Source organism: Sphingobium sp. (genome assembly GCF_032153725.1).
Classification (GTDB): domain Bacteria; phylum Pseudomonadota; class Alphaproteobacteria; order Sphingomonadales; family Sphingomonadaceae; genus Sphingobium.
This window is the reverse complement of sequence record NZ_JALDYQ010000015.1, coordinates 1-14176: the sequence shown is the minus strand read 5'-3', so window position 1 is coordinate 14176 and position 14176 is coordinate 1. Positions and strand designations below refer to the sequence as shown.

The following is a 14176-nucleotide window of genomic DNA, read 5'->3' as shown; positions in this document are numbered from 1 at the left end:
GGGCAGCATGAGCAGCGCTCCTGTCACTTTGGAACTGGCGGGCGGCGTTGCGTGGCTGACGCTTGCGCGACCCGAGAGGCGCAACGCCATCGGCCCCGAGGTTGCGCGCGCGCTCCGGGACATGGCCGATCGCTGTGCGGACGATGCCCGGGTGCGATGCGTCGTGCTGACCGGCAGCGGCCGTTTCTTCTCGGTCGGCGGCGATGTCGATCTCTTCGCAAAGGCAGGCGATGATGCGGAGGCAACCGTGCTCGACCTCGCCAACAGCTTCCACGCAGGAATCCACCGCCTGGCAACCATGGCCAAGCCGCTGGTCACCGCGATAAACGGCCCCGCCGCCGGCGCGGGCTTCAGCCTGGCGATCCTTGGCGACATCGCGATCGCGTGCGCCTCGGCTCACTTCACCTCCGCCTACAGCGCACTCGGGCTGACGCCCGATGGCGGCGCGTCCTGGTGGTTGCCGCGCCTCGTCGGCCTCCGCCGCGCGCAGGAGATCATGTTGACCAACCGCCGCATCGAAGCGCAGGAGGCCGCCGCCATCGGCCTCGTCACCCGCGTCGTTCCCGACGAGACGTTGATCGACACCACTCGGGAAATTGCGCGGAGCCTTGCCGCCGGACCGACGACGGCCATCGGTCGATGCCGCTCCCTGCTGCTCGCCTCGACCACGCAGGATCTCGCCACGCAACTTGACGATGAGAGCCGATGGATAGCGTCATCCGCCAGCGGCGCGGAGGGACGCGAAGGAATCGCTGCCTTCCTGGCAAAACGTCCGCCAAACTTCATCGCAAAGTGAAGCCTTCCGCGTCATGAAGCGAGGTAATATGAGGCCGACGACCGCCACTTTCGTCTCGAGTGAGGCAAAGAAAGGTGGGTATCCGTCGTGAGATACCCCAACTTTGACACCTTGGCGGGACAACTGCTCAGGCGGACATCGCGCCCAGCCCCGAATCCTTGCGGCTCATCGCCACAATGCTCTCGAAGTGCGGATCGCTGCGGGTCAGTATATCCTGCGCCCGCTGCTCGATGGCGGCATCGAAGCTGCTCGAGGTGAAGACATAGAAGCGGTTGTCGATGATCCCCTGAAACGCCAAGTCGGCTGCCTCCTCGGGCGTCGTCGCGTTGCGATAAAGTTCATCGCGCATCGCCTCCAGTTCCTCGGATTCAACCGGCGGGTCATTGGCATCGGCATGGCGATCCGGCCGCAACCGCTCCGCCTCGTAGATGCCGGTGCGAACCAGCCCGGGATTGAGCATCGTCACGCCGATCGGCGCGCCGATTTCCCGCAGACCGGCATAGAGCGCCTCAGTGACCCGAACGACGGCATGCTTCGCAGCGCCATAGCATGCCGATCCCGAACCACTGACAAATCCGGCGACGGAAGCCGTGTTCATGATGTGCGCCGGCCGACCCGCCTCGATCATTTTCGGTACGAAACTGCGCAGGCCGTTCACCACCCCGTAAAGATTGACCCCGATCGACCAGTTCCAGTCGCCGGGCGTATATTCCCACACCCGGCGATGCCGGCCGCCGGGTACGATGCCGGCATTGTTGCACAGCAGGTCGACCGCGCCGAACCGTTCGAACGCGGCATCGGCCAGCGCATCGACGCTTGCGCCGTCGGATACGTCGCAATGCATTGCGAAGGCGCGGTCGAAGCCGATTCTCTCGGCCAGCGCCTTGGCCTGATCGATCTGGATATCGGCCAGGACGAGGTTCATTCCTTCACGGGCGGCGCGCTCCACCAGCGCGGCGCCGATGCCGCTGCCTGCCCCGGTGATCACCGCGCATTTCTCTTTGAAATCATGCATCCGACAGACTCTCCTGATGACCGCCATCGGCGAAACGCGCGGCGTGAAAAAACATGAACGCGCTCAACAGCGAGCCGACCAGCACCAGCACCAGCGCGTACCGCAGTGCCTGCTCGCCAAATTGTGGCGTCAACCAGTCACTGAGCATGCCCGTGACCCACGGCCCCAGACCAAGGCCGAAAAGGTTGAAGCTGAGCAACAGCACGGCATTGCAAAAGGCCCGCATTTGCGGGGGCACCACCGATTGGGTGGTCGCGATGATCGGACCATAATAAGCGATCATGAACGTCCCCGCGCCAATGGCCGCGCCAATGGCGACAGGCAGCGAAGCGGCGAAATATTGCAGCAGCGCGAACGGCACCGTCGCACCGACCACGATGCCCATCCACCAGATCGGCCAGCGGCGGTCCCTGAGCGACAGGCGATCGCAGACCAGGCCGCTGACATAAATGCCGACACCGCCCGCCGCGCCGCTCAGCACCGCCAGCAGGCTTGCCACTTCGCCCAGCGACAGCCCGAAGCTTCGCCTGAAGAATGGAGCGTTCCAGGTCATCATCGCATATTGCGAAAAGCCATGGAGCATGCCCGCCATGACCAGATAACGGAACACGCGATTCCGCCACAACAGCGCCAGCGACCGGCCCAGTGGCAATGGCGGCTGCGGCGCGACTGGCGCCGGATCAAGCTGTCCGCGCTTCGGTTCGGCCAGCATCATGAGCACGACCGGCCCCAGCAATATGCCGACAATGCCGACGATGGCGAAGGTCGTGCGCCACCCCACATTGTCCGCTAGCCAGCCGGTCACCGGATAGCCGATCAGCAAGCCGGCCGGCAGCGCGAGGCCCCAGGACGAAATCGCGGTCGCCCGCTTCGCCGGCGGATAATAATCGGCAATCAGAGAGGTGCTCGCGGGCACGCTGCCCGCTTCGCCGATTGCGACGCCAATACGGAAAAAGGCGAGGCTGGTGAAGCCGATCGCCAGCCCGCACAAGGCCGTCATGCTGCTCCACAGGACAAGCGAGACGATAATGATCCATCGGCGGCTGTAGCGGTCGGCCAATCGCGCGATCGGAAGCGACAAGGTCGCATAGAAGAGCGCGAAGGTGAATCCCGTCAGTGCGCCCAACTGACTGTCGGACAGGCCGAGTTCGGCCTTGATCGGAATCTGGAGGATCGAAAGGATCGTGCGGTCCATATAATTGAACGCCGAAACCAGAAACAGGGCAAGCAACGCCATCCGCCTGGCGCGCACGCCCTGCGCATCGGTAACGCCTGTACGGATCGTCTTGTCCATCACACCCATCCGGCCGATCGCGCCGCGGTAACGCCATAGGTGGCCGCCAGCGCCAGTCCGCCAGCATAGCCACGACCAAATATGTCGCTGGCGTCGGCCCCCGCGGCATACAGGCCGGCGACACGCGAACCGTCGGCACGCAGCACATGCGCGCCAGTATCAACTGTCAGTCCGCCAAAGGTGAAGGTGATCGCCGGATGCACCACCAGGGCATGATAAGGCGGCTTGTCGATTGGCCTGTGATCCTCGCTGCGCGGCGGGTCCATCACTTCCCAGCCATGACGCGCTTCGCGGTTATAGGCCTCCATCGTCCTGCGGACGGCCGTCCCGTCAAAGCCCTGATCGGTGGCGAATGCCGCCAGCGCATCCAGGCTAGATGCCACGATGCCCTTGCCGCCATGGTCAAGCGCGGTCTGCATCTTGTCAAGCGGCTCTCCGATCGACACCACCGGGACCGTCGCATAGGCCTCGTGCACGCGCGCGTCCCATATGCACAGCGCGCGGGACCCGGGCTGGATCAGCGTTTCATAGGTGTTGCTATGGTCGCCCCGTGTCTCGTCGCAAAAACGCGCGCCCGCCATGTTCAACAGCAGCGAATGGTCGCTGTGATATTGCGACAGGTTGACGTAAAGCCGTTCGTCGTCCCAGCGATCGGGTTCGCTGACCAGATGGCCGTAGAAATGCGGGTTGGTGCCCGCCACATGCCCGCCCGCAGCTTCGCCCAGCCGCAATCCGGCGCCGTCGCTGACCGGATTGGACCGCAGCAACATGGTTTCCGCGCTGGGATGGATATAGCGCGCCCGCAGCTTCGGCGAACCCTGGAAACCACCGGTGGCCAGAATCGTGGCGCGGGCCTGGATCGTCACGTCGCCGTCGACATGATGCGTCCGGGCGCCGGTCACCGCGCCATCGTCGTTCAGAACCAGTGTCGTCGTCTCGGTTTCCAGGACGATAAAGCCGCCATGCTGCTCCACCAGATCGGCGCAACCGCGAATATGGCCGAGAATATCGATCTGGTAGCCCTGACCATGCAGCACATCCATGCGCGGCGTCATGTCGACGCCACGTCGACGCAGCCAGGCGACAACGTCCGGATAGGTATCGAAAACCACCTGCCCAAGCGCGGGATCGCCGCCGCCATGAAGCTGCATCTTGGCGCGCGAGGCGGCGGTCCAGAACACCCCGCCCGACAGGACGGCAGACCCGCCGAGCGCCGCCGCCTTTTCGACCACGATCACGCGCGCGCCGCGTTCGGCGGCCCAGCCGGCGGCGGACATGCCGGCCATGCCCCCACCGATGACGAGCAGATCGCAGTCGATCGTTTCTTCCATGCGCCCGCGTCCCTTAGAATTTGGTTTCGAACTGAAGCACTATCGAACGCGGTTCGCCGGCGACAGTATAGACCTCACCGCTGCCGCCCGGCTTGTCGAAGCCGATGGTACCGTAACGTCGGTTGGTCAGGTTACGGCCGATGATGGCGAGCGAATAGCGATCGTTCACGTCGAAACGCGCGCCGGCGTTCAACATCAGGAAACCATCCTGATAAGATACAGGGTTAAGGTTCAGCCCGGTATAATAGCCCGAACTGTAGCGCACATCGGCGTTCAGCGTCGTGCTGATATTGCTGGCCAGGTCGAATGTCTGCACGGCGCCGGCCGTGGCGATGAACTTGGGCGCGCGATAGACTCCCCGACCCGACAGGTCCTGCGCAGTGACGTTGCCCACCGGCACGCAGCCTTGCGCCGCCGTCTGACCGGTATAGCATTGGGCGTTGGCGAAATCCTTGTAATGGGCGTCGTTATAGGCAGCCGTCGCGCGCAGGGTCAGGCCGCCGGGCGCGCGGTAGGCGCCTTCGAACTCAACGCCCTGGGCAATGGTGTTGGCCGCATTCTGCGTGACGTAGGTCAGCGTGCTGGCATTGACCGCCAGGATCGACGTCAGCGGCAGGCCCTTATAGACATAGCGGTAGCCGGTCAGGTTGGCGGTCAGCCTGCCGTTCATGGTCGATGTTTTCGCGCCGATCTCGAAACCGGTCACCGTTTCCGCGTCGAAACTCAGCGTATCGCGCGTGGTGATGGCGCTCAACGCACCGGGGTTGGAGAAACCACCCGCGAGGAAACCGGTCTTGTACGCACCATAAAGGGTGAGTTGACGGCTTGGCCGCCATGTCAGGGTCGCCTCAGGCGAGATATTGTCCTGGCTCTTTTCGCCAATGATACGAACGCCGACCGGCAGTTGCGAGGTCACGAGCGGATGACGATATACGTTGCCCGAATTCACCTCATTATGCTGCCTGGTGTAGCGCGCGCCACCGGCCAGTTCCAGTTCGGGCGTGATGTCGAAGGATGCCTGGCCAAAGATCGACCATGCCTCCGACCGGTTACGCTGTTCATTGTCGTTCGCATTGTACCGGCCAGTGGCAGGATCAAGCGGCAATGGTCCACTCGCCGCGCCGACGAAAAGGACGCGGCGGTTGCGCTCATAATGACCGCCGCCCGCGAAATTCAGCGGCCCGTCGAAGGATGTCGTCGCGCGCAGTTCCTGATAGAAGCTCTTGTTGCGCTCGTTGCTATAGGACCAGAAATAGGAATAGGCCGTCGCATCCGCATTGCCCTGGCTGGCATAGTCATAATCATAATAGCCCGTGACCGAAGTGATCGTCACCGCGTCGGCGGCATATTGGAGCGTCAGCGTCGGCAGGTAGCTGTTATTCTTCGAATAGGGACGACCATTGCCGTTCTGCGTCACCTGCGACCAGTTGGCCAGAATCGTGGGCGACAGCCAGCCTTGTGACGAACGGTCGTTCAACTGGCAGTCGCCGGTCTGGTCCACGACACCACCACCCGTCACCGGCCGGGTGCGACCGCCGGGGCAGCCCATGATCTCGCTGAAGCTCTGAATGCCCTGGCCCCGATAGCGGCTTGCCAGCATCTTGAAATTGGCGGTGAAGCCATCGCCGCTGTCATAGGTCAGCGTGACGCGCCCTGCCAGTTTCCGCTCGGCCCCCAGGCGGCTGGGCGCGGCCGGCACGAAGGTGCTGCCCGACGCAGCGGTGCGCACCAGATCGGCGACCCCGTCCCGATCCTGGTTGTGGATATAGCCCTGGCTGTCACTGGCGAACATGGCGACGCGCAGGCCGAAACCTGCGCCGATCGGTCCGCCAGCCGCCGCCTCCACCTGCGCATTGTCCGACGTGAATTCATAGCCGGTCCGGACATAGGCCTCGAATTTCGATCCAGGATTGGCCGACTTGATCGACACCACGCCGCCGGGTGAATTCTTCCCGAAGAAAACGGCCTGCGGCCCCTTCAGCACGCTCAACCCCTCCACGTCGAACAGCGCATCGTTCAGGATGCGCCCGCGGCTGATCGCCATGCCGTCGAAATCGAGCAGGACCGATTGTTCGACGCCGCCGTCGATCGACGAGGAATTCACGCCGCGCAACGAGATCGACGAGGCAGAACCGGTAAAGCCGCGATCGAGACTGATTTCGGGAGCCGCGATCTTGATGTTGGCGACCGAGGTCAGGTCATATTGGCGGATCTGTTCCTGGCCGACGACCGTTGCTGCCACGGGCACATCCTGCAACCGTTCCTCGCGGCGCCGCGCCGTGACGACGATTTCCTGACTTTGCTGCGCGCTCGCGTGCGCTGGCTGCGATGCCGCCTCCTGTGCGGAGACGGATGATGTTCCCATTGCGATAACCGTCAATCCGGTCGCCAGAAGCCAGTCTGTCTTGCGTGCCATCAGTTTTTCTCCCTCTTGTCCTCAATTGTTTTTCAGGATCGTTCTTCAAAAAAATCAGCTTGCGCCCGCCTCCCTGGCCGCTTCCCACGCTGCCCGGGCAAGGGGCACGATGCGTTGGATGACGTCGCCGGCATTGCCCGCGGTCTGGATGCCGTCACGGGCACGACCGGCGATCCCCTGCAGGATCGCGGCGACGCGGAACAGGTTGAACGCCGTGTAGAAGGGATGGGTCGCATCGACTTCGAAACCAGTGCGATCGCGATAGGCCTTTGCATAGTCACGAGCGCTGGGGATACCCAGCGCGGCGAGGTCCGCTCCCCTTAACGTGCCCCGATCGTCGACACCCTCCGGCCGGAGCCATTCCATCATATGATAGGTCAGGTCGCCGATCGGATCGCCCAGCGTCGACAATTCCCAGTCGATGACGGCAGCGACGCGCGGTTCGGTCGGATGGATCAACAGGTTGTGAAACGAATAATCGCCGTGAATGATGCTGGTGCGATCATCGGTTTCCGGGACCGCTCCCGGCAGCCAGGCGATCAGCCTGTCCATTTCAGGAATGTCGATGGTGCGCGATGCGTCATATTGCCGCGACCAGCGGGAAATCTGGCGGGCGAAATAATTGCCAGGTCGCCCATAATCACCAAGCCCAAGCGCTTCGTAGTCAACAAGGTGCAGCCGCGCGAGCGTTTCATTGGCCGAATCGTAGATCGCCGCGCGATGTTCACGCGTCAAACCCGGCATGCGTGGGTCCCAGAAGACCCGTCCGGGAACATGACGCATGAGGTAGAACATCGTGCCGATCACCGCCTCGTCCTTGCACAGGAGCAGCGGCTCGGGGACAGGCAATCCTGCTTCGAACAGGGCACGCGTGACGCGATATTCGCGATCGACGGCATGGGCGGACGCCAGCAGCACGCCCGCCGGCTTACGGCGCAACACATAGCGCGCGTCGGGCGTGTTGAGCAGGAAGGTGGGGTTGGACTGTCCCCCCTGAAACTGCTCGACCGTCATAGGCCCGGAAAAGCCACGCACCGCGCTTTCCAGGTAGCGCGCAAGCAGTGCCTCATCGAACTGGCTGCCCGGAGCGACGGCCTCGGTCTGGCCGATCATGGCGGCTGGCTGGGCCGGGGTCATTGCGCGATGTCTCCGCGATAACGATCGAGTTCCAACCGTGCGAGTTGGCGCTCATGCACTTCGTCAGGGCCATCTGTCAGGCGGACGATACGTGTATTCGCCCATAGTTCGGCCAACCCGAAATCGTCGGAGACGCCGCCCCCGCCATGCGCCTGAATAGCGTCGTCCACGATGCGCTGCGCCATCTTCGGCGCGGCGATCTTAATCATCGCGATCTCAGCCCGCGCGGCCTTGTTGCCAACGGTATCCATCATGTGCGCGGCCTTGAGGCAGAGCAGACGTGCCATCTCGATCTCGCAGCGCGCGCGCGCAATCCGCTCTTCCCACACCGAATGTTCGGCGATCGCCTTGCCGAAGCTCTTGCGCGAGAGCAGGCGGCGGCACATCTTTTCAAGGGCCACTTCCATCGTCGCGATGTTGCGCATTGTGTGATGGATGCGCCCGGGACCAAGGCGCCCCTGCGCGATCTCGAACCCCCGCCCTTCACCGAGCAGCAGATTCTCGGCGGGTACGCGCACATCCTCCAGAAGCACCTCGAAATGACCGTGCGGCGCATGGTCGTATCCGAACACCGGCAGGTGCCGCACGAGCGTCACGCCCGGTGCATCATGCGGTACCAGGATCATGGACTGCTGCTTGTAGGCAGGCGCGTCGGGATCGGTCTTGCCCATCAGGATGAAGAAGGCGCAGCGCGGATGCCCCGCGCCCGACGACCACCATTTGCGCCCATTGATGACATAATCGCCACCGTCGCGGAGGATGGATGTCCGGATGTTGCGGGCATCGGATGACGCCACTTCCGGCTCCGTCATCAGAAAGGCGGAGCGTGTCTCACCATCGCGCAGCGGGACCATGAAGCGCTGTTTCTGCTCCGGCGTGCCATAACGATGCAACACTTCGAAATTGCCGGTATCGGGCGCCATGCAGTTGAACACTTCGCTGGCGAACGACACACGCCCCATCAGTTCCGCGATGGGAGCATATTCCAGGTTGGTCAGGCCGGGGCTGGTGAAAAACTCGTCGTCATGTTCCGACGGCGGCATGAAGAAGTTCCAGAGTCCTTCGGCCTTGGCTTTGGCCTTCAGTTCATCGAACACCGGCGGGATTTCCTTCCACCGATCGATTCCCGCGCTTTGGCGATGGAATATCTCGATGGACGGAATGATGTGTCCGTCCATGAAAGCGCGCACTCGCTCCATCCACTCGCGCGATCGATTTGACTGCTCGAAAAACACAGCGAACCGCTCTCCCATTCACCCGCCATTCCAATCATTCGTCCGGTCGGTCGACTCATGCATTAATCGACCGACCGGTCGGGTGTCAAATATTGATTGCGGCCATTATGGGCGCGGATGCCCCCTGGACAATCTGAAGATAACCAGCATTTGCGCTTCGCTCATAAGCAACTGTCCAAAACGTCAGGACTGAGATTTATCCGTTTGCCGGTGGCGGATTTTCACCGTCGTTTCGTTTCACAAGAAAACTGAGCAGGCTGACCGGATGCAGCGATGTGCCCGACCCATATGCCTGTTGGAGAGATGCAGTGCCGCGCGCCGTGGCGCACGGCTCACGCCTGAACGGCCCATAATCCCCGAAAGGGGGCAACAGGGGACCATTCATGCAGAAATTCCTGTCCGTTCGCCGTGCCGCTCTGCTGCTTTCATGCTGCATCGGCGCAGTATCGCACCACGCCCGGGCGCAGGAGCCGAATACGGAAGAAGATGCCAGCACCATCACCATCACCGGCCGCCGCATCTCGCAATCGGCGGAGGCGATCGGTGAGGACAAGGTGAGCAATGTCGTGGCGATCACCCGCGAAGCCTTGCTATCGGCGCCATCGGGCATTTCGGGCCTGAAGATGCTAGAGCAGTTGCCCGGCTTCAACGTCCAGACCGACGGCGCGCTTGGCCTCTACGAGTTCGGCAACAGCGTCCAGACCCGCGCCTTCAACCTCGATCAGATCGGTTTCGTGGTCGACGGTATCCCCACCGGGCGCAGCGACGCCTTCGGTGGCAGCCCGGTGTTCCGCTATGTCGACAATGAGAATCTGGGCGTGGTGGAGGCCGCGGTCGGCGCCGGGGATGTCAGCCTGCCCAGCTATTCGACACTTGGACCGGTGGTGCAGTATAACAGCATCGCACCACAGGATGAGATGGGCCTGTTCGTGTCGCAGAGCTTTGGCGATTTCGGCATGAAGCGCACCTTCATCCGCGCCAGCACCGGGCGGATCGGCCCGTTCAAGGCCTATGTCAGTCGCACGAAGCTGGACAGCGACCTGTGGCGCGGCCCCGGATCGGTCGATCGCGAGCATTGGGAGGGGCAGATCCACGCCGATCTGGGTGGCGATAGCTGGGCGCGGTTCAAATTCGTGTCGAACGACTTTTTCGATTATGATTCGCCCACCATTTCCCGCGCCCAATATAATTGCACGGTGAAGAGCGTGGTGGGCGTTTGCGGCCGCGATTTCGCCTATATCGAAAATGTGCCCAACACGACGCCCGGCTTCGCGCCCACGACTGCGGGCATCTATTATTCCAACAGCAATTATGCGCAGGTCTATAATCTCGCGATCAATGTGCGGAAGGACAAGCTCTACGGCGCGACCTTCCATGCGGGCATAGCCGATGACGTATGGGCGGAATCGACGCTCTATTGGGAGGACAAGGGCGGCTATGGCGTGTCGCCGGACACTTATTCCAATTCGCTGGGCCGCTATAACAGCGAGGTCGCCATCGGCCTGCCGGTCACCAGGCCCAAGGGGGTCGAGTTCGGCCGGTCGGGCGTGGGCGGCGACCGCTATGGCATCACCACCAAGCTGCACTGGGAAATGGGCGTCAACATGGTCGAGGCGGGCGCCTGGGCGGAGGTCGACAAATATCACCGCACCCAGGCCCGCTACAACACGGTCGACGGCGCGCCGGACAGCGCGCCCAATCTGGACGAGCTGGTCTATCTGCGCCGCGACTATCATTACCGGCGCGACACGCTTCAGCTCTTCCTGAAGGACACGCTGAAGCTGGCGGACGAGAAGCTGGTGCTGGATTTCGGCTTCAAGGGATTGCTGCTGGACTATCGCTATAACGGTTATCGCGACTTCGACGATTATTACCGGACGGTCGGCGGCGTGGCGGTCGCGGGCTATGGGCCGAGCATCAACACCGCCCATTACAAGGACATGTTCCTGCCGATGGCCGGCCTGCTCTACAAGATCGACGGACGCACCCAGCTCTTCGCATCCTATGCCGAGAATATGGCGCTGCCCAAGGGAATGGACGACATCTACTCCGTCATCCGTCCCGGCGGCCTGCGGGTGCCGCAGCCGGACGCCGAACGCTCGCAGAATATGGAAATCGGCATCCGCACCAATCAGGGGCAGCTCTATGCTTCGCTCGCGGGCTTCTACACCAGGTTCAAGAACCGCATCCAGTCCATCACCACGATCCTGCCCGGCAGCGGCGGCGCGGCGACCGAAACCTTCTACCAGAATGTCGGGCGGGTGCGGTCCTATGGCGCGGAGTTCAGCGGCACCTACAAGCCCGCCTTCCTGGACGGCCTTGCCTATGGCAACCTGAACGTCACCTACAACAATGCCAGGTTCAGGGACGACATTCCCGCCGCCACGCCGATCCTGATCGCGGACAAATATATCCCCGACAGCGCGAAATGGATCGTCAGCGGCGGCGTGACGATCGAACCGGCAAGCTGGCTGGTAGCTAACATTTCGGGCAAATATACTTCGCGGCGCTGGTCGACCTTCACCAATGCGGCGGGATCGAGCGTGCCGGGCTTCACCGTGTTCAGCGCCTATGTCGATATTGGCGACGGCTGGAGCTTCGGTCCGGTCAAGAGCGTCAAGGCGCGGTTCAATGTCGACAATCTTTTCGACAAGGACACATTGTCCTACATCTCCTCCTCGGTGACGGGTGACGGCTTCTTCCGGCCGCTTTCCCCGCGCACCTTCCAGTTCACCATTTCGGGCGAGATCTGATGCGATTCACGATGATGATGGGGGTGGCATGGGTCGCGCTGCTTTCCGCTACGACTCAGGCGCAGGAGGTGCCGAAGAAGGTCTACCAGCTTCATCAGGGATTGCTGACGCTGGACACCCATCTCGATACGCCCGCTTCGCTCGACCTGCCCGGCTGGTCGATCGAGCAGGAGCATGACGTCCACAAGGACTATACCCAGGTCGACCTGCCGCGCATGAAGAAGGGTGGGTTGGATGGCGGCTTCTGGGCGATCTACACGCCGCAGGGACCGCTGACCGAGGAGGGCTTCCGCAAGGCCCGCGACTTCGCGATCCTGCGCGGCCTGTCGATCCGCGAGATGGTGGCGTCGGACCCCGCCAATTTCCAGCTTGCGTTAGAGGCGAAGGACGCCGCGCCGATCGCGGCGGCGGGCAAGCGCATCGTCTATATGTCGATCGAGAACGCCTATCCGCTGGGCGAGGACGTGTCGCTGCTCAAGACCTTCTACGACATGGGCGTGCGCGTGTCGGGCTTTGCCCATTTCGCGCATAACCAGTTCGCCGACAGTTCCACCGATCCGTCGAAGAAGCCGCGCTATGGTGGGCTCAGTCCGTTGGGCAAGGAATTGCTGAAGGAAATGAACCGGCTCGGCGTCGTGCCAGACGCATCGCACAGCAGCGACCAGGTGCTGGACGATCTGCTGGCGCTTTCCACCACGCCGGTGCTGCTGACCCATTCGGGCTGCAAGGCGGTCTATGATCATCCGCGCAACATTGACGACGAGCATCTGAAAGCGCTGGCGGCCAAAGGCGGGGTCATTCAGATGAACGCATATGGCGCCTATCTACGTAGCTCAAAGCCCAATCCGCAGCGGCAGGAAGCGCTGAAGGCTCTGTTCGGCCAGCTGCGCGAGGATGCGAAGCTGTCGCCCGAAAAGCGCGCCGAACTTCTGGCCAAGCGGCAGGAAATCGACCGGCTCTATCCCGAGACGGACCGGGCGACTTTCGACGATTTCATGGCGCATATGCTCCATGCGCTGAAGGTGATCGGGCCGGATCATGTTGGCATCGGGCTTGACTGGGACGGTGGTGGCGGCGTTGCCGGGCTGGAGGATGTGGTCGACCTGCCGAAAATCACCGCCGCCTTGCTCAAGGCTGGATATAGCGAGGCCGATGTCCAGAAAATCTGGTCGGGCAATGTCCTGCGCGTGCTGGCCGCCGCCGAGGCGGCGAGGAACAGATAAGGGATCATGACGATCCATGTGGGACCCTCGGTTGACCGTGTAAAACCTGTAAATACCACGCTCCGTCAGCCCAAGCGACACTCCCGCGCAAGCGGGTTAGGATATTGGCGCGTAGCCATGCGGCTGCTGATCGGCTCGATTGCTCGATTCCGGAATAGCGGGTTGTGTACAGGGATTTTAAAATAGCCATCCTTATCAACCGTGCTCTTTTTGCAACGATGGATACAACTCATTCCAGGGTGTGTAGGGGATTCAGTTCAGGGTGCGACGAAAGTGGTGGATTTCGAAGCGCGGAAAGGCGACATTTGCAGCCCCTCATGAGATGAATCCACACACACCTAATGGATCGGTAGGGGGAGCGGCAGCATATGATCTTTATGGCGCGCTGGTCCCCGTTCCTCTTTTCCCTGATCCTTTTCTGCTGTGCCTGATTGTGGTGGTGATAGGAGCCTCCCTCTTTCCGACACGGGGCATGGCATGGCTGGTGGGATTATCCCGCGCCGACGCCATCGTGCTGATGTTGCGGGCCGAAGAAGGTTTCCGGCGTGCCGATGGCGGGGGGGGGGCATTGTTTCCCGCGACGCAGGTCGGCCTGCTCATCCTGCCGCTAATGATCTTCCACCAGTTGCAGCTTTTCCTGTGCGCGGCAGGCTCCGGCCCTCCCCGAGCTTCCTCGCTCCGAAAAGAAGATCGCTGCCTGACCATCCCGGACTCCTGCATCCCCGGTGTGACAGCGAATTTCGTCTTGCTGGATCAGCATGCCGCCACCTTGTCGAACGAGGCCGCCGTGAGGCAAGTGACAGAGATCGCCACCGCCGTCCGCGCCGGTCGCACGAACGCCATGGCAGTGCTGGAGGGGTGCCTTGCCGGTCTGGCGGCGGAGGGCGGACAGCTGGCGGCGATGACCCGCAACCTGGCCGATGTCTGGTTGCGACACATCATTGGCGTAATAAAGCACACCGTCAACTTTAGTCAT

General features: G+C 62.3%; 9 protein-coding genes and 1 pseudogene. 4 read left to right on the top strand and 6 right to left on the bottom strand.

From position 1 onward, the window contains the following. Nucleotides 1-7: 7 nt before the first annotated feature. On the top strand, nucleotides 8-796 hold the full coding sequence (locus RUH75_RS07165; protein ID WP_313803660.1) for an enoyl-CoA hydratase/isomerase family protein: 789 nt from the start codon (nucleotides 8-10) through the stop codon (nucleotides 794-796). Between the two features lie 127 nt (nucleotides 797-923). Here RUH75_RS07165 and RUH75_RS07160 read toward each other — a convergent pair whose 3' ends face one another. Genes RUH75_RS07160 through RUH75_RS07135 form a run of 6 tightly spaced genes read right to left on the bottom strand, consistent with a single transcriptional unit; the run spans nucleotide 924 to nucleotide 9188 of the window. Then, a complete protein-coding gene (locus RUH75_RS07160) occupies nucleotides 924-1811 on the bottom strand; it encodes an SDR family NAD(P)-dependent oxidoreductase (RefSeq protein WP_313803657.1) in 888 nt (295 codons plus the stop codon). Beyond that, a complete protein-coding gene (locus tag RUH75_RS07155) occupies nucleotides 1804-3105 on the bottom strand; it encodes an MFS transporter (RefSeq protein ID WP_313803654.1) in 1302 nt (433 codons plus the stop codon). Before RUH75_RS07155 ends, RUH75_RS07160 begins: the two co-directional genes overlap by 8 nt. Next, nucleotides 3105-4436, bottom strand: coding sequence for an FAD-dependent oxidoreductase (locus tag RUH75_RS07150; protein WP_313803651.1), 1332 nt, complete (start codon nucleotides 4434-4436; stop codon nucleotides 3105-3107). Before RUH75_RS07150 ends, RUH75_RS07155 begins: the two co-directional genes overlap by 1 nt. Nucleotides 4437-4449: 13 nt before the next feature. Continuing rightward, nucleotides 4450-6852 (bottom strand): TonB-dependent receptor domain-containing protein, encoded by a 2403-nt coding sequence (locus tag RUH75_RS07145; protein ID WP_313803649.1) that lies wholly within the window; start codon nucleotides 6850-6852, stop codon nucleotides 4450-4452. A 54-nt stretch (nucleotides 6853-6906) separates the two neighbouring features. Continuing rightward, nucleotides 6907-7989 (bottom strand): phosphotransferase family protein, encoded by a 1083-nt coding sequence (locus tag RUH75_RS07140; RefSeq protein WP_313803647.1) that lies wholly within the window; start codon nucleotides 7987-7989, stop codon nucleotides 6907-6909. Further along, entirely contained in the window at nucleotides 7986-9188 is a 1203-nt protein-coding gene (locus tag RUH75_RS07135) for an acyl-CoA dehydrogenase family protein (protein ID WP_313803644.1), read from the bottom strand. Before RUH75_RS07135 ends, RUH75_RS07140 begins: the two co-directional genes overlap by 4 nt. A 419-nt stretch (nucleotides 9189-9607) precedes the next feature. Here RUH75_RS07135 and RUH75_RS07130 point away from each other — a divergent pair, with 419 nt between their 5' ends. The 3 genes and pseudogenes from RUH75_RS07130 to RUH75_RS07120 all read left to right on the top strand — a co-directional run. Beyond that, nucleotides 9608-11977, top strand: a complete 2370-nt coding sequence (locus tag RUH75_RS07130; protein WP_313803641.1) for a TonB-dependent receptor — start codon at nucleotides 9608-9610, stop codon at nucleotides 11975-11977. Next, complete coding sequence (locus tag RUH75_RS07125) at nucleotides 11977-13200, top strand: dipeptidase (protein WP_313803638.1); 1224 nt, start codon at nucleotides 11977-11979, stop codon at nucleotides 13198-13200. The genes RUH75_RS07130 and RUH75_RS07125 overlap by 1 nt, the downstream gene beginning before the upstream one ends. 472 nt (nucleotides 13201-13672) lie before the next feature. After that, nucleotides 13673-14176, top strand: a pseudogene (locus RUH75_RS07120) (hypothetical protein); the annotation flags it as partial.

Excerpts from the sequence above, each read along its gene's own strand:
- RUH75_RS07165 (WP_313803660.1), top strand. The coding sequence starts at position 8 with ATGAGCAGCGCTCCTGTCACTTTGGAACTGGCGGGCGGCGTTGCGTGG.
- RUH75_RS07160 (WP_313803657.1), bottom strand. The coding sequence starts at position 1,811 with ATGCATGATTTCAAAGAGAAATGCGCGGTGATCACCGGGGCAGGCAGC.
- RUH75_RS07155 (WP_313803654.1), bottom strand. The coding sequence starts at position 3,105 with ATGGACAAGACGATCCGTACAGGCGTTACCGATGCGCAGGGCGTGCGC.
- RUH75_RS07150 (WP_313803651.1), bottom strand. The coding sequence starts at position 4,436 with ATGGAAGAAACGATCGACTGCGATCTGCTCGTCATCGGTGGGGGCATG.
- RUH75_RS07145 (WP_313803649.1), bottom strand. The coding sequence starts at position 6,852 with ATGGCACGCAAGACAGACTGGCTTCTGGCGACCGGATTGACGGTTATC.
- RUH75_RS07140 (WP_313803647.1), bottom strand. The coding sequence starts at position 7,989 with ATGACCCCGGCCCAGCCAGCCGCCATGATCGGCCAGACCGAGGCCGTC.
- RUH75_RS07135 (WP_313803644.1), bottom strand. The coding sequence starts at position 9,188 with ATGGAGCGAGTGCGCGCTTTCATGGACGGACACATCATTCCGTCCATC.
- RUH75_RS07130 (WP_313803641.1), top strand. The coding sequence starts at position 9,608 with ATGCAGAAATTCCTGTCCGTTCGCCGTGCCGCTCTGCTGCTTTCATGC.
- RUH75_RS07125 (WP_313803638.1), top strand. The coding sequence starts at position 11,977 with ATGCGATTCACGATGATGATGGGGGTGGCATGGGTCGCGCTGCTTTCC.